The 18,151-nt window shown below is 68.0% G+C and carries 18 protein-coding genes; 7 read left to right on the plus strand and 11 right to left on the minus strand.

Annotated elements, in window-relative coordinates:
- Nucleotides 1-12: 12 nt before the first annotated feature.
- Nucleotides 13-213 carry a hypothetical protein gene (locus tag H7J86_RS13745; RefSeq protein WP_187097668.1) on the minus strand — a complete coding sequence of 67 codons (201 nt, stop codon included), beginning with the start codon at nucleotides 211-213 and terminating at the stop codon, nucleotides 13-15.
- A 27-nt stretch (nucleotides 214-240) separates the two neighbouring features.
- The gene (locus H7J86_RS13750) at nucleotides 241-1,872 is read right to left on the minus strand and encodes a PucR family transcriptional regulator (protein WP_267291573.1); all 1,632 of its coding nucleotides are present in this window, start codon (nucleotides 1,870-1,872) and stop codon (nucleotides 241-243) included.
- 109 nt (nucleotides 1,873-1,981) lie between these two features.
- Between H7J86_RS13750 and H7J86_RS13755 the strand changes: the two genes are divergently transcribed.
- Together H7J86_RS13755 and H7J86_RS13760 are read left to right on the plus strand one after the other, a co-directional pair.
- On the plus strand, nucleotides 1,982-3,472 hold the full coding sequence (locus H7J86_RS13755; protein ID WP_090359211.1) for a CoA-acylating methylmalonate-semialdehyde dehydrogenase: 1,491 nt from the start codon (nucleotides 1,982-1,984) through the stop codon (nucleotides 3,470-3,472).
- Between the two features lie 29 nt (nucleotides 3,473-3,501).
- On the plus strand, nucleotides 3,502-4,884 hold the full coding sequence (locus H7J86_RS13760; RefSeq protein WP_267291575.1) for an aspartate aminotransferase family protein: 1,383 nt from the start codon (nucleotides 3,502-3,504) through the stop codon (nucleotides 4,882-4,884).
- Nucleotides 4,885-4,889: 5 nt separating this feature from the next.
- On the opposite strand, the gene H7J86_RS13765 is transcribed toward H7J86_RS13760, so the two are convergent.
- Nucleotides 4,890-5,357, minus strand: coding sequence for an acyl-CoA thioesterase (locus H7J86_RS13765; RefSeq protein WP_267291577.1), 468 nt, complete (start codon nucleotides 5,355-5,357; stop codon nucleotides 4,890-4,892).
- 36 nt (nucleotides 5,358-5,393) lie between these two features.
- Here H7J86_RS13765 and H7J86_RS13770 point away from each other — a divergent pair, with 36 nt between their 5' ends.
- Together H7J86_RS13770 and lipE are read left to right on the plus strand one after the other, a co-directional pair.
- Nucleotides 5,394-5,870 carry a peroxynitrite isomerase gene (locus tag H7J86_RS13770; RefSeq protein ID WP_187097664.1) on the plus strand — a complete coding sequence of 159 codons (477 nt, stop codon included), beginning with the start codon at nucleotides 5,394-5,396 and terminating at the stop codon, nucleotides 5,868-5,870.
- Between the two features lie 8 nt (nucleotides 5,871-5,878).
- Nucleotides 5,879-7,117, plus strand: a complete 1,239-nt coding sequence (gene lipE, locus H7J86_RS13775) for a lipase LipE (RefSeq protein WP_267292935.1) — start codon at nucleotides 5,879-5,881, stop codon at nucleotides 7,115-7,117.
- On the opposite strand, the gene H7J86_RS13780 is transcribed toward lipE, so the two are convergent.
- Nucleotides 7,107-7,526 carry an SRPBCC family protein gene (locus H7J86_RS13780; RefSeq protein WP_090359217.1) on the minus strand — a complete coding sequence of 140 codons (420 nt, stop codon included), beginning with the start codon at nucleotides 7,524-7,526 and terminating at the stop codon, nucleotides 7,107-7,109. The two genes, lipE and H7J86_RS13780, sit on opposite strands and share 11 nt — an antisense overlap.
- A 69-nt stretch (nucleotides 7,527-7,595) precedes the next feature.
- Here H7J86_RS13780 and H7J86_RS13785 point away from each other — a divergent pair, with 69 nt between their 5' ends.
- From H7J86_RS13785 to H7J86_RS13795, 3 genes are all read left to right on the plus strand, one after another.
- Nucleotides 7,596-8,789, plus strand: coding sequence for an acyl-CoA dehydrogenase family protein (locus H7J86_RS13785; protein ID WP_267291579.1), 1,194 nt, complete (start codon nucleotides 7,596-7,598; stop codon nucleotides 8,787-8,789).
- The gene (locus tag H7J86_RS13790; protein WP_267291581.1) at nucleotides 8,782-9,915 is read left to right on the plus strand and encodes an acyl-CoA dehydrogenase family protein; all 1,134 of its coding nucleotides are present in this window, start codon (nucleotides 8,782-8,784) and stop codon (nucleotides 9,913-9,915) included. The genes H7J86_RS13785 and H7J86_RS13790 overlap by 8 nt, the downstream gene beginning before the upstream one ends.
- Nucleotides 9,916-10,022: 107 nt before the next feature.
- Nucleotides 10,023-11,495 (plus strand): HNH endonuclease signature motif containing protein, encoded by a 1,473-nt coding sequence (locus H7J86_RS13795; RefSeq protein ID WP_267291583.1) that lies wholly within the window; start codon nucleotides 10,023-10,025, stop codon nucleotides 11,493-11,495.
- Between the two features lie 7 nt (nucleotides 11,496-11,502).
- Here the strand turns inward: H7J86_RS13795 and H7J86_RS13800 are convergent, their stop codons facing one another.
- The 7 genes from H7J86_RS13800 to H7J86_RS13830 are packed head-to-tail and all read right to left on the minus strand — an operon-like array spanning nucleotide 11,503 to nucleotide 18,036.
- Nucleotides 11,503-12,723: a CaiB/BaiF CoA transferase family protein gene (locus H7J86_RS13800; protein WP_267291585.1), complete on the minus strand. Its 1,221-nt coding sequence runs from the start codon at nucleotides 12,721-12,723 to the stop codon at nucleotides 11,503-11,505.
- Nucleotides 12,724-12,782: 59 nt separating this feature from the next.
- Nucleotides 12,783-13,553 (minus strand): HpcH/HpaI aldolase family protein, encoded by a 771-nt coding sequence (locus H7J86_RS13805; protein ID WP_267291587.1) that lies wholly within the window; start codon nucleotides 13,551-13,553, stop codon nucleotides 12,783-12,785.
- A gap of 6 nt (nucleotides 13,554-13,559) precedes the next feature.
- Nucleotides 13,560-14,516: an aldo/keto reductase gene (locus tag H7J86_RS13810; protein WP_267291589.1), complete on the minus strand. Its 957-nt coding sequence runs from the start codon at nucleotides 14,514-14,516 to the stop codon at nucleotides 13,560-13,562.
- Nucleotides 14,516-15,340, minus strand: a complete 825-nt coding sequence (locus H7J86_RS13815) for an ATP-binding cassette domain-containing protein (protein ID WP_267291591.1) — start codon at nucleotides 15,338-15,340, stop codon at nucleotides 14,516-14,518. Before H7J86_RS13815 ends, H7J86_RS13810 begins: the two co-directional genes overlap by 1 nt.
- Nucleotides 15,337-16,149 (minus strand): ABC transporter ATP-binding protein, encoded by an 813-nt coding sequence (locus H7J86_RS13820; RefSeq protein WP_267291593.1) that lies wholly within the window; start codon nucleotides 16,147-16,149, stop codon nucleotides 15,337-15,339. Before H7J86_RS13820 ends, H7J86_RS13815 begins: the two co-directional genes overlap by 4 nt.
- A 1-nt stretch (nucleotide 16,150) precedes the next feature.
- Entirely contained in the window at nucleotides 16,151-17,104 is a 954-nt protein-coding gene (locus H7J86_RS13825; RefSeq protein WP_267291595.1) for an ABC transporter permease, read from the minus strand.
- Nucleotides 17,101-18,036, minus strand: coding sequence for an ABC transporter permease (locus H7J86_RS13830; protein WP_308204851.1), 936 nt, complete (start codon nucleotides 18,034-18,036; stop codon nucleotides 17,101-17,103). Before H7J86_RS13830 ends, H7J86_RS13825 begins: the two co-directional genes overlap by 4 nt.
- Nucleotides 18,037-18,151: the final 115 nt, after the last annotated feature.

Consider the following 18,151-nt stretch of genomic DNA (forward strand, 5'->3'; position numbering starts at 1 on the left):
TCCCCGTTCAGATCACGAGATACAACCGTTGCCGAACAACAGGATCGGCCACGTCATCGTCGATCTGACGAAGGTCAGCGCGGTCAGCTGGTCCAGGTGCCAGAACGACCACAGCACTCCGGCGACCCCATACGGCACCGCAAGGAGCAGAGCCGCGCCGATCCATTCGGCGATGGTCAGCCGGCAGTTCATGATCCGGTCGAGCACATTCACAATTCGAACGTATCGGTGCGTACCCGTTCACACGTAGGGATCGATGATCTCCGCGCGCATCGGTTCGCTCGCCGAACCCACCGGGCGACTGAGCTTCTGCGCGTCGAGCACCATCAGTGCGACATGCAGGGAGGTGCGCGAGTCCCCGTCGTCGAGCTCCACGCCCAGCGTCTCGCTGATCGAGGCGAGGCGCTTGTAGAGCGCGGGCCGGCTCATGTGCAGCCGCTGGGCCACCGCCACCTTGTTCCCGGCCAGCCGCAGGTATTCCCGTAGGACCGCGATGTTCGACGGGTCATCGGACAGCAGTGCCCTGAGTTCGGTTTCGGCGAAGGCCTGCACCCGATGATCGCTGCGCAGCAAGGAGATCAATCCGCGCAGCCGGACATCGGCGGCCCGGTAGAACGGCCGCGGCTTCTCCCCCATCGACAGGGCGACCTCGGCGATGTGGGCGGCTTCGGCCAAACCCTGGATCGCATCGATGACCCGTTCCACCGGTTCGCCGACCGCCAGCGCCGAGTCGGAAACCCCTTCGACACGCCGTATTTCGCGGCGCATATCATTGCCCAGCGCGCTCAGCGCCGCGTCCGCGGAACGAGTGACGCCGAGCGACAGCACGAGTCCGATCTCACCGTCGCGCCGGACCGAGAACAGGCCGGTGTGTCCGGACGCGTTGACGGTGTGCATGACGGTGTCCAACAGGGAGACGTTGCGCCGTTGCCCGGCAACGGGATCGGCCTGGGCTCGAATGTTCTCGGGCCGCTGCACCCGGACGGTCGCCGGAACGTAGCGGGCCGCCGAACGCAACCCCAGCGCGTGCGCACGAGCCGCGGCTTCGCGCTCGTCGGTGACCCGGCTGCGCAATACATCGTCGATCAGGCCCGTCTGGGCCTGATGCTGTAGCCCGGATCGGTCCCGCTCGATCATCCGGTGCAGGGCCAGCGCCACCCCGGCACGTTCCAGCACCATCTGGGTGCGCGCCACATCGGCGGGCCGCCGGGGCACGATGAGCCGACCCCACTCTTCGGTGCGCGGCCCCACCGAGGTCAACGCCCAGTGCTCGGTTCCGGCATTGCGCCGGGATCGGCGCTCCCAGTCGTGCAGCAAGTCGGCGGCGTGCCCGCGTGCGGACACCGCCAGCACCCGGTGCGCCAGATCCTCGAGCACCACCGGTTCGTCGAGGATCGCCGCCGCGGCGTCGACGATGCCGCCGACCGAGGCACGCTTCATGCTGAGGTCGGTGAAGGTCTCGTGCACGCGCCGGTCGAAGTCCACCCGGTCGAACTGATCGGTGACGATCATCCGGTGCACCGCCTCGGTCACCTCCACGAAGCGCACCTGGCGGTGCAGCGCCACCAACGCCACATCGCACTCTTCGGCGATCGCGCCCGCCCCCGGCGGCAGGCTCGCCCCGCCGAGTTCGACGACCACCGCGAGCACCCCGGCCTCGGCCATGCCCGCCAGGTAGCGGCGCGGGTCCGCGCGCAACGCGGCACCGGTGGTCAGCACCAGCTCACCGCCCTGCACCAGCGTGGACAGGTCGGCCATATCGCTGACGTGCACCCAGCGGACGGGCTCGTCGAACCGCCGGGAGCTCAGGACCTCGGGCTCGCCGTCTTGCAGCACCGGCAGTCCCAGGACATCGGCCACCGTGATGATCATTTACAAAGTGTATCGGCGAAGCACAATCTGTAGACACTTCGTCACGCTCGAGGAGGACCACCCCGTCGCAGACTGGATGCAACCCTCAACAGAAAGTGAGCACATCGCGATGCAAGCCACGGTTCAGCACTGGCTCAACGGCACGTTCTTCGAAGGCACCTCGGGTGCGACCGCGCCGGTGACGAACCCGGCGACCGGCCAGGTCACCGGCCAGGTCGCGCTCGCCTCGGTGTCCGACGCCCAGGCCGTCATCGACGCCGCCGCCGCGGCGTTCCCGGCCTGGCGGGACGCCTCGCTGGCCAAGCGCACCCAGGTGCTCTTCAACTTCCGCGAACTCCTCAACGCCCGCAAGGGCGAACTCGCCGAGATCATCACCTCTGAGCACGGCAAGGTCGTCTCCGACGCCCTCGGTGAAGTCTCCCGCGGCCAGGAAGTCGTCGAATTCGCCTGCGGTATCCCGCATCTGCTCAAGGGCGGCTTCACCGAGAACGCCTCGACCAAGGTCGACGTCTACTCGATCCGCCAGGCCCTGGGACCGGTGGCCATCATCTCCCCGTTCAACTTCCCGGCCATGGTCCCGATGTGGTTCTTCCCCCTGGCCATCGCCACCGGTAACACCGTCGTGTTGAAGCCGTCGGAGAAAGACCCCTCGGCGTCCCTGTGGCTGGCCCAGCTGTGGGCCGAGGCCGGGCTGCCCGACGGCGTGTTCAACGTTCTGCAAGGCGACAAGACCGCCGTCGACGAACTGCTCACCAACCCCAAGATCAAATCGGTGTCCTTCGTGGGCTCCACCCCGATCGCCCAGTACGTCTACGCCACCGGCACCGCCGCCGGCAAACGCGTCCAGGCCCTCGGCGGCGCCAAGAACCACGCCGTCATCCTGCCCGATGCCGACCTCGACCTGGCCGCCGACGCCATGGTCAACGCCGGCTTCGGCTCCGCAGGTGAGCGCTGCATGGCCATCTCGGCTGCCGTCGCCGTCGGACCGATCGCCGACGACCTGGTCGCCAAGATCGCCGAACGCACGGTCGGCCTCAAGATCGGCGACGGCACGAAGGATTCCGATATGGGTCCGCTGGTCACCAAGGCCCACCGCGACAAGGTGGCCGCCTACATCGACGCCGGTGAAGCCGACGGCGCCAAGGTCGTCGTCGACGGCCGCACCGTCACCGCTGACGGCGCGGCAGACGGTTTCTGGCTGGGCCCCACCCTGCTCGACAACGTCACCCCCGACATGAGCGTCTACACCGACGAGATCTTCGGCCCCGTGCTGTCGGTGCTGCGCGTCGAGAGCTATGACCAGGCCCTCGAACTCATCAACAGCAACCCCTACGGCAACGGCACCGCCATCTTCACCAACGACGGCGGCGCCGCCCGGCGCTTCCAGAACGAGGTCGAGGTCGGCATGGTCGGCATCAACGTCCCCATCCCGGTGCCCATGGCCTACTACAGCTTCGGCGGCTGGAAGGCCTCGCTGTTCGGCGACAGCCACGCCCACGGCACCGAGGGTGTCAACTTCTTCACCCGCGCCAAGGCCATCACCAGCCGCTGGCTCGATCCGTCGCACGGGGGCATCAACCTCGGCTTCCCCACCAACTAATCGACCGGGCAAGTGAGAAAATCGAAACCATGACTGTCACCGAAGAGACCGCCGCGCTGCCCAATGGGCTCACCGTCGCGGACGCCCGCGCCGAAGCCGCCCGTGCTTACGAGCTGGACCGCAAGCATGTGTTCCACTCCTGGTCGGCCCAGGCCGAGATCGCCCCGATGACGATCACCGCGTCGCAGGGGTCTTATGTCTGGGACGGCGAGGGCAACCGGCTGCTGGACTTCTCCAGTCAGCTGGTGAACACCAACATCGGCCATCAGCACCCGAAAGTGGTTGCCGCCATTGCCGAACAGGCTGCCAAGCTCTGTACGGTCGCACCGCAGCACGCCAACGCAGCACGCTCGGAGGCGGCCCGGCTGATCGCCGAGCGCACCCCCGGTGAGCTCGACAAGATCTTCTTCACCAACGGTGGAGCCGACGCCGTCGAGCATGCGGTGCGGATGGCCCGGTTGCACACCGGCCGCTACAAGGTGCTCTCCCGGTACCGCGCCTATCACGGCGGCACGGAGACGGCGATCAACCTCACCGGTGATCCGCGCCGCTGGCCCAATGACCACGGCAACGCCGGGGTGGTGCACTTCTTCGGACCGTTCCTGTACCGCTCGCAGTTCCATGCCACCACCGAGGCCGAGGAGTCACAGCGGGCGCTGGCCTATCTGGAACAGCTGATCGCACTGGAGGGCCCGTCCACCATCGCCGCGATCATCCTGGAGTCGATCCCGGGTACCGCGGGCATCATGGTGCCCCCGCCGGGATACATCGCCGGGGTGCGCGAGCTCTGCGACCGCCACGGCATCGTGTTCATCGCCGACGAGGTGATGGCCGGCTTCGGGCGCAGCGGAAAGTGGTTCTCCATCAACCACTTCGACGTGGTGCCGGACCTGCTGACCTTCGCCAAGGGGGTCAACTCCGGTTACGTCCCGCTCGGTGGTGTGGCGATCAGCCCGGCCATCTACGAGACGTTCGCGCATCGCCCCTACCCGGGTGGGTTGACCTACTCCGGGCATCCGCTGGCGACCGCGGCGGCCGTGGCGACCATCAACGCGATGGCCGACGAGGGCATGGTCGAGAACGCGGCCCGAATCGGTGCCGAGGTCATCGGCCCCGGACTGGCCGAGCTCGCCGCCAAGCACCGCAGTGTCGGTGAGGTGCGGGGCGCCGGGGTGTTCTGGGCCGTCGAATTGGTCGCCGACCAGCAGACCCGCGAGCCCCTGGCGCCCTACGGGGGTTCCAGCCCGGCGATGAACTCCGTGATCGCGGCCTGCAAGGCCGGTGGCCTGCTGCCGTTCGCGAACTTCAACCGCATCCACGTGGTGCCGCCGTGCAACGTCTCCGAGGACGAGGTGCGCGCGGGTCTGGCGATCCTGGATAACGCTCTGGGCGTGGCCGACGCCGCACTGTAGTCGGGTCAGCGCAGGCGATGCGCGGCCAGGTGCACCCGCGCCGCATCCGGGATCGGCGCGGGCGCATCGTCCACCAGGGTCACCAACACGGTGTCGCACAAGCTGACACAGCGCTGGTCCACGAACAGCGCCGTGGACAGCACATACGACGTCCGGCCGATGCGCCCGACACCCAGGCCGGTGGTGACGGCCGCCGGCCAGTGCGCCTCGGCCAGATAGTGCAGCACGCTGCTGGCCACCACCACCCGGACGGCACGGGTGGCCTGCTCATACACCCCGGGAAAGACCGCGGTGTTGAACTCGGCGCGGGCATTCTCGTGCAGCGAAGCCAGTGCGAGGTTGTTCAGGTGCCCATTGGCGTCGACATCGCCGAACCGGGCCAGGCCGGCACCGGTCACGGGGTAGGTCTGCAGGTCCGACCGCGCCGGATGCGGGCGCTGCACGGCGGTCACCAGCGGCTCGTCGTTCGTCATCTCGGCGTCAGTACACCACGCCGTAGGCTGGCGGACGTGCCCGACCTTCACCCCGATATCGCTGTTCTGGCTCCGCTGCTCGGCACCTGGGTCGGCCCCGGGGCGGGTGAATATCCCACCATCGCGCCGTTCACGTATCTGGAGACCGTGACGTTCGGCCATATCGGCAAGCCGTTCCTGGCCTACTCGCAGCGCACCAAGGCCGCCGATGACGGCCGGCCCCTGCACGCCGAATCCGGCTATGTCCGCGTACCCGAGCCGGGCCGGGTGGAGTTTCTGCTGGCGCATCCGACCGGCATCGTGGAGGTCCTGGAAGGCACGCTCACCACGCACCCGCTGCGAATCGACGTCACCGCGACGACCATCGGCCGCTCCGCATCGGCCAAAGAGGTGACCGCGCTGGCCCGTTCGTTCCGGTGCGACGGTGACGAATTGACCTACACGGTTCAGATGGGTGCGGTAGGCCAACCACTGCAGCACCATCTGTCGGCGACTCTGCGGAGGCAGTCATGAGCACGACGATGAAACCCGAAGGCCGCATCCGGGTGTCCAGCGATCTGGACGAGATCACCGATCGCGCGCCCGAGGACCACAGCGATATCGATTCCCAAGCGGTGGAACGCATCTGGGACAACGCCAGGTACTGGTACCAGGCCGGGATGCAGCCGGCCATCCAGGTGTGCGTGCGGCACCGGGGCAAGGTGGTGCTCAACCGCGCCATCGGCCACGCCTGGGGTAACGGCCCGGCCGATCCCGTTGATGCCGAACGAATTCCGGTCCGCACCGATACCCCGTTCTGCGTCTATTCGGCCGCCAAGGCGATCACCGTCACCGTCGCACACATGCTCGTCGAGCGGGGCAGCTTCGCGCTGGAGGACCGGGTGTGCGACTACCTGCCCGGCTACACCAGCCATGGCAAGGACCGCACCACCATCCGGCACGTCCTCACCCACAGCGCCGGAATCCCGTTCGCCACCGGGCCGAAACCGGATCTGCGGCGGATGGACGACAGTGCGTATGCCCGCGAGATGCTGAGCCAGATGAAGCCCGTCTACCGGCCCGGCCTGGTGCACATCTACCACGGCTTGACGTGGGGTCCACTGATGCGCGAGATCATCTCGGCGGCCACCGGACGCAGCATCCGCGACATCCTGCACGACGAGATCCTGGCGCCGCTGCGTTTCAGGTGGACCAATTACGGTGTGGCCGCAGAAGATGTTGCACTGGTGGCACCCAGCCACGTGACCGGCAAGCCGCTTCCGGCACCGATCGCCAAGGCGTTCAAGCTCGCGATCGGCGGAACGCCGCAGCAGATCATCCCGCTCTCGAACACTCCCGAGTTCCTCACCGGCGTCGTCCCGTCCTCGAACACCGTCTCCACCGCCGACGAACTGTCCCGGTTCGCCGAGATCCTGCGCCGCGGTGGCGAACTCGACGGGGTGCGCGTGATGGCCCCGGAGACACTGCACGGTGCGACCCGACAGGCGCGCCGCCTGCGTCCCGATCTCGCCGTCGGCGGGGCGCCGATGCGTTGGGGTACCGGCTACATGCTCGGGTCCAAGCGATTCGGCCCCTTCGGGCGGGACGCGGCGGGGGCGTTCGGGCACACCGGGCTGACCGATATCGCGGTATGGGCCGACCCGGACCGCGCCCTGTCGGTGGCCGTCGTGAGCAGTGGAAAACCCAGCGGTCACCCCGAAGCCAAACGCTATCCAGCGCTGCTGGACAGCATCAACCGCGAGTTCCCGGTCACGCCTTAGCGGCGGCCCGCACCAGCAGCCGCAGCAGTACCTGACCGATCCCCGCCAGCGGGATCTTCACCAGTGGGAACGACGCCGTGGAACCGATGGTGTAGTCGATCCGCGTGCCCGTACCCGACGGTGTCAGCCGCACCTCTCCGGTGTAGCCGGGGAACGGCGTACCCGACAGCGCCTTGTAACCGAACACGTGCGGTGCGTCGAAGGTGGTGACTTCCTCGACGATATCCGGCCCCGGCCCGGGGGTCTTGATCTGACGGACGGCGCCCACGCCGTTGGCCTCGGGGGTGCCCGGCCGGCCCAGGCTGACCTTGATGCCCGGCGCCCAGGACTCCATTCCCACGTGGTCGGTCAGGGTGGCCCACACCGTGTCGATGGGTGTGGCGACGGTTGCGCTTGCGGTGACCTGCATGGCCTCATCCTGCCCCAGGGTGCGCAACCCGCATAAGTGACGGCCGTCACGCCTGCCTATGGTGAGGAGATGAGCGCGAAAGCCGATGCGGACCGGATCGCCGACCTGGCCCGCCGGGTCGTCGCCGAACACGATCCGACTCAGGTCCCGATTCCGGAGTATCTCACCGCCTGCTACGACGCCGGCCTGTCCTGGGTGCACTTCCCGGAGGGCCTCGGTGGCCTCGGGGTGTCGCGCGGGTTGCAGGCCGTCGCCGACGGCATCCTGCAGGGCGCGGGCGGACCGATACCGCTGAGCCTGAATCCCATGGGCTACGGCATGGCCGCGCCCACCATCCGCGAGCATGCACAGTCCGAGGAGCTGAAGCGGTCGTGGTTGCGGCCACTGGCGGCGACCGAGGACATCTGGTGTCAGCTGTTCTCCGAGCCCGGTGCCGGATCCGATCTGGCCGGCCTGGCCACCTCCGCCGTCCTCGACGGTGACGAATGGGTGGTCAACGGTCAGAAGGTGTGGACGTCGCTGGCGCACCGGGCCAGGTGGGGTCTGCTGCTGGCCCGGTCGAATCCCGATGTGGCCAAACACAAAGGGCTCACCTACTTCGTGCTGGACATGCACGGGCCGGGCGTCGAGACGCGGCCGCTGCGCCAGCTGACGGGGCAGGCCGAGTTCAACGAGGTGTACCTCACCGACGCCCGGATCCCCGATGCCCACCGGCTCGGCGACGTGGGTAACGGCTGGAACGTGGCGATGACGACGCTGATGAACGAGCGCAGCGCCCTCGGTGGCAGCGGTAGCCGGCGCGGCGCGGGCACCATCGCCGACGCCGTCGCGTTGTGGGCGACGCGACCCGATCTGCGCACGCCGGTACTGCGGGACCGGCTGACCCAGCTGTGGTTGCGCTCCGAAGCGCAGCGGCTGACCGCGCAACGCTCGCGGGCCACCGCGACCGTCGGCGGCCCTGGCCCGGAGGGGTCCATCGGCAAACTGGTGGGTGCCGAGCTGAATCAGCACATCTACCAATGGTGCATGGATCTGCTTGGCGCCGAAGGCATCCTGTACCACGGCTACGGACTGCACGACAGCGACGATCCCGAGGATTGGCGCGGGCCCGTCCAGCAGCGGTTCCTGCGCAGTAAGGCCAACACCATCGAGGGCGGGACGTCCGAGGTGATGCGCAACATCCTGGCCGAGCGGATCCTCGGCCTGCCCGGTGATCTGCGGGCCGATGCCGGTATGCCCTGGAAGGAGATCCCCCGTGGCTGAGTTCGAGTTCAGTTCCGAACAGATCCAATTGCGTGCTGCCGTAAGACGATTCAGTGCCGACAACTTCGGCGAGCAGGCCGCCCGCGCCCGGATGGAATCCGAGCCGCGGTTCGACCGGAAGGTCTGGCAGCGCCTCGGGTCCGAGTTGGGGGTGCTCGGCCTTTCGGTGCCCGAATCCGACGGTGGAGCCGGCGGCACCCTCGTCGATCAGGCGATCGCGGTGGAGGAACTGGGCGCCGCACTCGCGACCGGTCCGCTCTTCGGCACCGTATACCTGGCCATCCCCGCACTGGTGGCCGCCGAACCCGGCGCGGCCCGCGACGAATTGCTCGGTGCGCTGATGGAAGGTGCCCGCACGGCGGCCTTCGCCGTCGGCGACCGCGCCGGCGCCTTCGATCCCGACGCTGTCACGGTGACCGGGACCGACACCCTGACCGGCCGCATCGACCGGGTGGTCGACGGCGACGCCGACGAACTGCTGGTCGCGGCAACGAGTTCGCAGGGTGTGGCGTTGTATGCCGTGACCTCCGACGGCGTCCGTCGCGAACCGCTGGTCACCCTCGATCTCACCCGGCCGCAGGCCACCGTCACCCTTACCGATGCGCCGGCCCGGCTGATCGCGGGACCGGACACCGCACCGCGCGTCATCACGCACGCCCTGCAGGCCGGGTCGGCGCTGCTGGCCGCCGAGCAGGTCGGCGCCGCGCAGCATCTGCTCGACCTCTCGGTGGAGTACGCCAAATCCCGGCTGCAGTTCGGCCGGCCGATCGGCTCGTTCCAGGCGGTGAAGCACCGGCTCGCGGAAGGTCTCGTCGACCTCGAACATGCCCGCTCGGCCGCCTATCACGCGGTGTGGGCGTTGACCGACGGATCCGATGACCCCGCGCTGGCGGTCAGCATCGCCCAGGCCCTGGCGTCGGCGACGCTCGCCCGCATCGCCACCGACACCATCCAGGTGCACGGCGGTATCGGGTTCACCTGGGAACACCAGGCGCACCTGTACTTCAAGCGGGCCATCACCGACGCGGCGTTACTCGGCAGTGCCGAAGCGCATCGGAACCGGGTGGCGGAGTTGGTGCTCGATACCGCGGTCGTGGACAAGGCACCCCGGGTCGCGGCGGGCTGAGGGGTTGCCTCGACGGTGAGTGAGGCTAACTTCTAGCTTCCCTAAGCGTCGAGGCCGGCGATCTCGGCCGCGATCAGTTGTCGTACCTCTCGATTAGCGTCGAACACATGTTCGAAGTATTGCTGGAGCGGTCCGCGGCGGGGGAAGCACTGGACCGGATGACGGCGGCCGTGCGTGCGGAGAACGCCGCGGGAGCGCGACGGCTGGAGGCGATCGCCGATCTCTATGAGATCCGCGCCCCGGGTGCGGACGTGGAGCGGCTGAACTGGGCGATCGACGGATACGCCGGCCTGGCCGCCGAGGTGGCGGTCGGGTTGGGGATCTCCCGATCCCGGGCGGATGCCCAGCTCAGGGTGGCGATAGCGCTCCGCGACCGGTTACCGGCCGTGGCGACGGTGCATCTGTCCGGGGAGGTGGACTACCGGTTGGTCACCACGGTGATCAACCGCACCGACCTGGTCGACGATCCGGCCCGGTTGGGCGTGATCGACGTCCAGATCGCCGCCAAGCTGCTCGAATGGATGCGACTGTCGGGGCCGGTGCAGGAGCAGCGCATCGACGAAGTCATTGCCCGCAGTGATCCTGCAGGAGTCCGCACTCCGGGCCCGGCGCGGGATAAGCGGCGCGTCGATGTGGCGCCCGCGCCGGGCGGGATGTCCGATGTCTGGGCCCGCGTCGAGGCCGCCGCAGGTGCCGCGTTCGACACCTTGCTCGACACGATGGCCGACAGCGTGTGTGCCGATGACCCTCGCACCAAACACCAACGCCGCTCCGATGCGATCCTCGCGATCGGGCTGGGCACCGCGCTGGCCTGCGAATGCGGTAATGCGGCCTGCCCGGCCGCCGACCCCGGTCGCCCCGCCATCGCGGGCCGATTCGTGATCCACGTGATCGCCACCCCGGCCACCCTCACCGCCGACCCGCACGCGCCGGGATACCTGCCCGGGCACGGCGTACTACCCGCCGACCAGGTCACCGCTCTGGTGCGTGCGGGTGCCGCGGTCAAGGACATCCCCGTCCCGGCACCCGAGGCCGAACCCGGCTACCGGCCCTCCACCGCGTTGGCGCAGTTCGTCCGCACCCGCGATCTGACCTGCCGGTTCCCCGGCTGCGCCGTGCGCGCCGAATACTGCGACCTCGACCACACCGTGCCGTGGCCGGGCGGCCCGACACACCCGTCAAACCTGAAGTGCCTGTGCCGTTTTCATCACCTGCTGAAAACCTTCCACGACGGCTGGACCGACACCCAGTACCCCGACGGCACCGTGGCCTGGCGCACCCCCACCGGCCAGGTGCACACCACCACACCCGAAGGCGCGCACTGGTTCCCCGTCCTGGCCACGCCCACCGGAACACCCGCTGTCCACGCCGCCGAGCCGCCGAGCCCGCTCCGCGGCCTGAAAATGCCCCGGCGCGGACAGACTCGCACCGCCGAACACACCCAACGCGTCACCCACGAACGCGGGACCAACCGCGAGCGCCTCAACCAACGACAGGCCGAACGACGCCTGTTGGCGTGGCAGCTCGAAGACCACCTCTACGAACAAGCCGCACTCGATGACACACCGATCCCGTTCTGAGGCCGGCTCAGGCTATCGCGCCGGCGTCCTTGAGCTCCTCGATGCGGTCCCACTCCAGCCCGATTTCCATCAACACCAGCTCGGTGTGCTCGGAGGCCTGCGGGGCACGGGTGGTCTGCAGCGGTTCATGATTGAACTGCACCGGCCCACGCACCACCTTGAACGGTTTCCCGTCCGCACCTTCGACCTCGACGATCATGTCGTTGGCGATCGCCTGCTCGTCGGTGCCCAGATCCACCAGGCTCTGGAACGGCGCCCACTGACCTTTCATCGTCTTGAGATGCCGACGCCAGTACTCGAACGGCTTGCTGCGGATTGCTTCGGTGATGAGTTCCACACCGGCTTCGGCATTCTCGATCAACGGCAGCACGTCGCAGAATCGCGGATCATCGGCGAGTTCGGGCAGGCCCAGGTGTGCGAAGGTGTCGCGAATATAGCCGGTGGGGCTGACGATGCACAGATTGATGGTGCCGCCGTCAGAGGTCTGGTAGTTGGCCATGAATGGATTCACCGATGCGGTGGCGCCCGGCATCAGCGAGCGCATCGTCTCCCCGGTCTCCATGCCCTGGGTGACGCTGGCGCCCGCGGCCCACCAGGCGGTACTCAACAGCGAGACGTCGATCTCCAGGGCCTCCCCGGTGCGTTCCCGGTGAAACAGTGCCGCCGAGATCCCGCCGGCAATGTTCATCCCGCCGATCGAGTCACCGAAGGCCGGGATACCTTGGGGCAGAGCACCTCCCAGTTCCTCGGGGGTGAGCGCATGCCCGACCCCGCTGCGGGTCCAGAACGCGGTGCCGTCGAAACCGCCGGTGTCGCGTTCGGCGCCCTTGTCTCCGTACGCACTGCCGCGCGCGTAGATGATGTTCGGGTTCGCCGCACGGATGTGCTCGACGTCGAACTTGTTCCGCTGCCGCTGTGCAGGCAGGTAGTTGGTCAGGAACACATCGGCGGTCTTGGCGATCTCGTAGAGCACCTCCTGGCCGCCGGGCGTGGAGACGTCGATTCCGACACTGCGTTTACCGCGGTTGGGATGTTCGATCAGCGGGTGCCGGTCGCGGTCCAGTGCGAAGCCGCCCATGTTGACGAAACCACGCTGGGTGTCGCCCCGAATCGGATGTTCGACCTTGATGACATCGGCACCCCAGTCCGCCAGGATCGCCCCCGCCGCCGGGACGAAGGTGAACTGCGCGACCTCCAGGACGCGCACGCCCTCCATGACCTTGCTCATCCGGGTCCTCTCCACCGATCTACTGGCGACCGTACCGTATTGGCGACGGTACGGGTGGGTCAGGCTGAGCCGCCAAGTGCATCCTTGAGATGTGCGGCCGAGACCGCCTTCAGGTGCGTGATATCGGAGGCGACGGAGGCGAAGGTGAACCCTTCGGCCAGGCGCCGGGCGGCGGTGACGCCGTCGGACGTGTGGATGCCTGCGGCAATACCTACTGCGGCCGCCGCCTCACGCACCTTTGTCAGCGCGGCCTCGAATTCGTCGGCCACTGTGGGATCATTGGAGTGCGCACCGCCGACCGCCAGCCGCAGATCCGACGGTCCGACGTACACGCCGTCCAGTCCGGGCACCGCGGCTATCTCGGCCACGTTGGCCAAGCCCTGCGGGGTTTCGATCATTGCCAGCACCACGGTGTCGCGGTTGGCATCGGCGGGCAGCGGGCCGATCCGCAGCTGCGAGCGCATCGGCCCGTAGGAGCGGATCCCGTTGGGCGGGTATGTCGCTGCGGCGACCGCGGCGGCGGCATCGGCGGCGGTGTCGATCAACGGCACGATCACCCCGGCCGCCCCGGCGTCCAGCGCCCGCCCGATCGGGGTCGGGTTGTTCGCCTCGACACGCACCAACCCGACCGGTCCGCCTGCGGCGTCGATGGCGGTCAGCCCGGCGAGCATGCCGGAGTATCCGATCAGCCCGTGCTGAAGGTCAAGCGCCAGGTAATCCCAGCCGACATGCGCCACCCATTCGTGGGCGACCGGACAGTCCAGCACCGACCAGTAGCCGAGGATACGTTCGCGGTTACGGAGCCGAGCGGCGAATTCATGTGCGCTCATGATGACCTATCGGTTGTAGTTGGGCATCGGGCCGCGAAGCGCAGCGCCGACGTCATCGCAGGCTTCGATGATCTCGGCGTCCAACGGCCCCTTGGCCAGCACCGCGATATTCGCGCGCAGGTGGCTGACTTTGGAGCCACCGAGCAGGATCGGTCCGGTGGCAGGTTTGGACAGCAGCCAGCGCAGCGCCAGTTCGGTCAGGGGCACGCCGGCCTTCTCGGCGATGGTGCCCAACGCCTCGATTGCGTCGAAGATCGCGGTATTCCAATATCTTTGCTTGTACATCTGCGCCAATCGCGAGTCGCCGAACCGGCCGTCGGCCGGGTCGGCGTCGAAGCTGTGCCGACCGGTCAGCAGTCCCCCGCCGAGTGGGTTGTACACCATGGTGACCAGCCCGGTGACGGCGGCGAATTCGGCGTACTCGTCCTCGATCCGGCGGGCCAGCAGATTGTAGAGCTGCTGAGCGACGATCGGGCGGGGCGCGCCGACCTCATCGGCGACGCGGTTGACCTCGCCGATCTGCCAGGCGGCGAAGTTGGACACCCCGAGCGCTCCGATCTTGCCTTCGGCTACCAGATCTGCGACGGTGGAAAGGGTTTCGGTCAGCGGGGTCGCACGGTCGGGCTGGTGCAGGTAGAACAGCTCGACGTGGTCGGTGCCCAGCCGTGCCAGGCTGCCGTCTACGCTGGCGCGCAACCCGGCCGTCGACAGCGGGGCATGCTCCCCCGCGTCGGGGTGCGGCATCCCGGCTTTGGTGGCCAGGGTGACCCGGTCGCGGCGGCCCTTGAGCAGCCCGGCCAGGATCCGTTCGGTCTCACCTCCGGCGTACCCGTTGGCGGTGTCGATATGGGTGATCCCGGCGTCCAGCGCCGCGTCGAGTAGACGCCGTGCACCCGCGGCATCGACGGTGTCGCCGAAGGTCATGGTGCCCAAGATGAGTGGGGCCAGTTGAAGGTCGGACACTACGCGGCTCCTTGTTCCTGTTTGGTGCGCAACACACTGCGCGGCTTGACGCCTACCATGGTGGTGGGATCCAGAGCGGCGGCTCGCAGGGCACGGGTGTACGACTGTTGTGGATGGGCGAGCACATCGGCAGTGGCACCCTGTTCGACGATGCTGCCACTGCGCATCACGATGATGGTGTCGCTGATCTCGCGCACCACGCCGAGGTTGTGGGTGATGAACACATAGGTCAGCCCGGTGTCGCGTTTGATCTCCCGTAGCAGTTCGAGCACCTGCGCCTGCACCGACACGTCCAGGGCGCTGGTGGCCTCATCGCAGACCAGCAGGTCCGGGCCACTGGCCAGTGCGCGAGCGATGCCGATGCGCTGGCGCTGACCGCCGGAGAACTCGGCGGGCCTGCGGCGCAGGGCTGTTGACGGTAGCCCCACCCGGTCGATCAACTCGGCGGCCTTGGCCTCCCGGGCGGCCCGGCTGCGCACCCCCTGCAGCCGCAACGGCTCTCCGACGATGTCGACGGCGCTGAGGTGCGGGTCCAGCGAACCGTAGGGATCCTGGAAGACCATCTGGATACGCGACCGCAACGGCCGCATTCCGCGCTCGGACAACGTCGCGATATCGGTGCCGTCGAACACGATCCGCCCCGACGTCGGGGCCAGTAGCCGCACGATCGCCTTGGCGAGGGTGGATTTCCCGCAGCCCGATTCGCCGACGACAGCCAGGGTGGAGCCCTTCTCGACGCTGAAGCTGACGGTGTCCAGGGCACGGAACACCCCGTCGCCCACCGAATATTCGACCACCAGGTCGTCGACTTCCAGTAGGTTCATGCCGGCACTCCGATCTTGACGGGCCCGTCCAGCCGCGGAACCGCGGCCAGCAGGCGCCGGGTGTACTCGGCCTGGGGTGCACGCAGCAGTTCTTCGGCGGAGCCGCCTTCGACGAACCGCCCGTTGCACATCACGAAAACGCGATCCGACATCAGCCGGGCCACCCCGAGATCATGGGTGATCAGTAGCATGCCGACGCCCGTGCGTTCCTGCAGTTCCAGCAGTAGGTCCAGGATGCTGGCCTGCACGGTGACATCCAGCGCACTGGTCGGCTCGTCGGCGACGATCAACTCGGGGCCGGCGGCCAGCGCGGCGGCGATCAGGACGCGCTGCAGCTGTCCTCCGGAAAGCTGGTGCGGATACTTGATCAGCTGTTCGGTCGGTCGCGGAATATGGACCTGCTCAAGCAGTTCCACCGCTCGGTCACGTTGGCGGGCCCTGCCGGTGACACCGCTGTGCCGGATAGCGTCGCGCAGCTGGGCGCCGACGGTGTGCACAGGGCTCAGCGCGGTCATCGGGTCCTGCGGTATCAGTGCGATGTGACGACCGCGTACCGCCTGTAAAGCCTTGACGTTGTTGAGGATCGGTCGGTCCTGGAAGGTCACCGACCCGGACAGCACCGCCAGGTCGGTCGGCAGCAGGCCTAGAAGGCCCATCGCCGTCGTCGACTTGCCGGAGCCGGATTCTCCGATGATGGTGACGGTTTCGCCGGCCTCGATGCAGAACGACACTCCGTCCACGGCGCGGATCACACCGCCGGCGGTGATCAGTTCGATCTGCAGGTCATCGACGCAAAGGAGTTTGGGCATCTCAGTTCGCCTTCTTTCGCAGCGAGAACCGTTTCAGTACAGCGATTCCGGGCAGTCCGACGCTGTCGCGCAGCCCGTCGCCGAGCAGGTTGACCCCGACCACCAACAGGGCGATGACCAAGCCGGGCAGAGTGACCAACCACCACGATGTGGTGACGTAATCCTGGCCGTCGGAGATGATGCGACCCCAAGTGGCGAACGGGCGCTGCGGTCCGGCGCCGAGGTAGCTCAGCGCACTTTCCAGCAGCACCGCCTGGGCCAGCAGCAACAGAACCACCAGGGAGACCTGCTTGACGATATTGGGGATGATGTGGCGCAACAGGATCGCGGTGCGGCCCAGACCGAGAACGTGTGCGGCGGCGATATACGGCTTCTCCCGCTCGACCAATGTCAATGATCTCGTGAGACGCGCGATTTCGGGCCACTGGGCGATCGCGATGACGAATGTGATGACGGGGATGGAGGGCCCGAACAGGGCCACGACCAGGAGCAGCATCATCAACAGTGGCAGCGACAGCTGCGCCTCCAGCAGCCGGCTCACCACGGTGTCCACCCAGCCGCCGCGGTAGCCTGCCAGCGCGCCGAGGGACAGCCCGATCAGGCCCGAGACCACCACGGCGAGAATGCCGATGACCAGCGACACCTGGCCGCCGTAGAGCACGCGTGCCAGCAGGTCGCGGCCCAGTTGATCGGTGCCGAACAGGTGGCCGTCGGTCAGCGGCGCCAGCCGGCGGGCGGCCAGGTCGGTGGCATCCGGCGAAGGGACCGGCAGGATCCGGGCGAACGCGACTGGCACCATGACGAGCAGCGCGGCGATGCTGCCAACCCAGATCTTGACCTTGCTGTCGCGGGCTCGCCGGGTCGCTCCGGCGCGGGCGATATCGCCGGCGGTGACCGCGGAGGGCCGCTGGACTGCCGGGGCTTCGAAGACGGTCGTGGCTGTTTCGGTGCTCATCTGGCGCTTCCCTTCCCGAGCCGCACCCGCGGATCCAGCACCGGATAGCAGAGGTCCACGGCCAGCTGGACCAGCACCGCCAGTACGGCGGTCACCAGCACGGTGGCCTGGATCAGCGGATAGTCACGGGTTTCCAGTGCACGCACCACCAGGGAGCCGACGCCCGGCCAGGCGAACACCACCTCGACGACGACGACTCCGTTGAGCATGGACGCGAACCGGGTGCCCAGCGCGGTCAGCACCGGGATGGCCGAGTTGCGCATCGAATACCGCCAGATGAGTTCGCGTTCGGACACGCCGCGGGCCCGGCCCACGGTGATATAGGGGGCAGTGAATGCGCCCACCATCTCCCGGCGCACCATCCGCGAGATCAGCGCGACCTGCAGCACGGCGATGGTGACCGTCGGCAGCACCAGGCTGGACCAGGTGGTGAAGCCGGCCGCCGGGAACACCGGCATGAGCACCGCGAACACGGTGATGAGCATCAGGCCGGTCCAGAAGTCCGGCATCGACTGGCCGGTGATGGTGACGGCGTTGGCGGCCAGTTCGCGGCGGGTGTCGGCGTGTCGTGCCATCCACACCCCCAGGGGCACGGCCACCAGGGTGGTCAGCAGGATCGCTGCCACCGACAGCGTGATGGTGTAGGGCAGGCGCCCGAGCACCACGTCGAAGGCGGGCGCCTGGAAGGAGTACGAGGTGCCCAGATCCAGGTGCAGCAGCCCCTGCAGGTAGCGCAGGTACTGGATGAACACCGACTCGTCCAGGCCGAGGTCGGCTCGGATACGGGCCAGATCCTCGGTGCTGGCCAGCGGGCCGGCGATGGCGTCCGCCGGGTCCCCCGGCGCCAGCCGGATGAGGACGAACACCGTGGTGAGGGTGAGGAAGACGGTGAGCAAGCTCTGCCCGAGCCGCCGGACGATGTATCTCGGCATGGCGGCGGTGAACCAGCGGCGCGCGGGCGTTCGGGCGCCTGCGGCCGGGGGCGGCGCCGCCGGAGCGTAGAGCTGTTGGGTCATCGTGACGTCCTTCGTTGAACGACAGGTTTTG

Source organism: Mycobacterium hackensackense (genome assembly GCF_025822555.1).
In the GTDB taxonomy this organism is placed as follows: domain Bacteria; phylum Actinomycetota; class Actinomycetes; order Mycobacteriales; family Mycobacteriaceae; genus Mycobacterium; species Mycobacterium fluoranthenivorans.

What these genes read in the sequence shown, in the direction of transcription:
- H7J86_RS13750 (WP_267291573.1), bottom strand. Translation starts at nt 1,872, where the DNA reads ATGATCATCACGGTGGCCGATGTCCTGGGACTGCCGGTGCTGCAAGAC.
- H7J86_RS13755 (WP_090359211.1), top strand. Translation starts at nt 1,982, where the DNA reads ATGCAAGCCACGGTTCAGCACTGGCTCAACGGCACGTTCTTCGAAGGC.
- H7J86_RS13760 (WP_267291575.1), top strand. Translation starts at nt 3,502, where the DNA reads ATGACTGTCACCGAAGAGACCGCCGCGCTGCCCAATGGGCTCACCGTC.
- H7J86_RS13765 (WP_267291577.1), bottom strand. Translation starts at nt 5,357, where the DNA reads ATGACGAACGACGAGCCGCTGGTGACCGCCGTGCAGCGCCCGCATCCG.
- lipE (WP_267292935.1), top strand. Translation starts at nt 5,879, where the DNA reads ATGAAACCCGAAGGCCGCATCCGGGTGTCCAGCGATCTGGACGAGATC.
- H7J86_RS13780 (WP_090359217.1), bottom strand. Translation starts at nt 7,526, where the DNA reads ATGCAGGTCACCGCAAGCGCAACCGTCGCCACACCCATCGACACGGTG.
- H7J86_RS13785 (WP_267291579.1), top strand. Translation starts at nt 7,596, where the DNA reads ATGAGCGCGAAAGCCGATGCGGACCGGATCGCCGACCTGGCCCGCCGG.
- H7J86_RS13795 (WP_267291583.1), top strand. Translation starts at nt 10,023, where the DNA reads ATGTTCGAAGTATTGCTGGAGCGGTCCGCGGCGGGGGAAGCACTGGAC.
- H7J86_RS13800 (WP_267291585.1), bottom strand. Translation starts at nt 12,723, where the DNA reads ATGAGCAAGGTCATGGAGGGCGTGCGCGTCCTGGAGGTCGCGCAGTTC.
- H7J86_RS13805 (WP_267291587.1), bottom strand. Translation starts at nt 13,553, where the DNA reads ATGAGCGCACATGAATTCGCCGCTCGGCTCCGTAACCGCGAACGTATC.
- H7J86_RS13815 (WP_267291591.1), bottom strand. Translation starts at nt 15,340, where the DNA reads ATGAACCTACTGGAAGTCGACGACCTGGTGGTCGAATATTCGGTGGGC.
- H7J86_RS13820 (WP_267291593.1), bottom strand. Translation starts at nt 16,149, where the DNA reads ATGCCCAAACTCCTTTGCGTCGATGACCTGCAGATCGAACTGATCACC.
- H7J86_RS13825 (WP_267291595.1), bottom strand. Translation starts at nt 17,104, where the DNA reads ATGAGCACCGAAACAGCCACGACCGTCTTCGAAGCCCCGGCAGTCCAG.
- H7J86_RS13830 (WP_308204851.1), bottom strand. Translation starts at nt 18,036, where the DNA reads ATGCCGAGATACATCGTCCGGCGGCTCGGGCAGAGCTTGCTCACCGTC.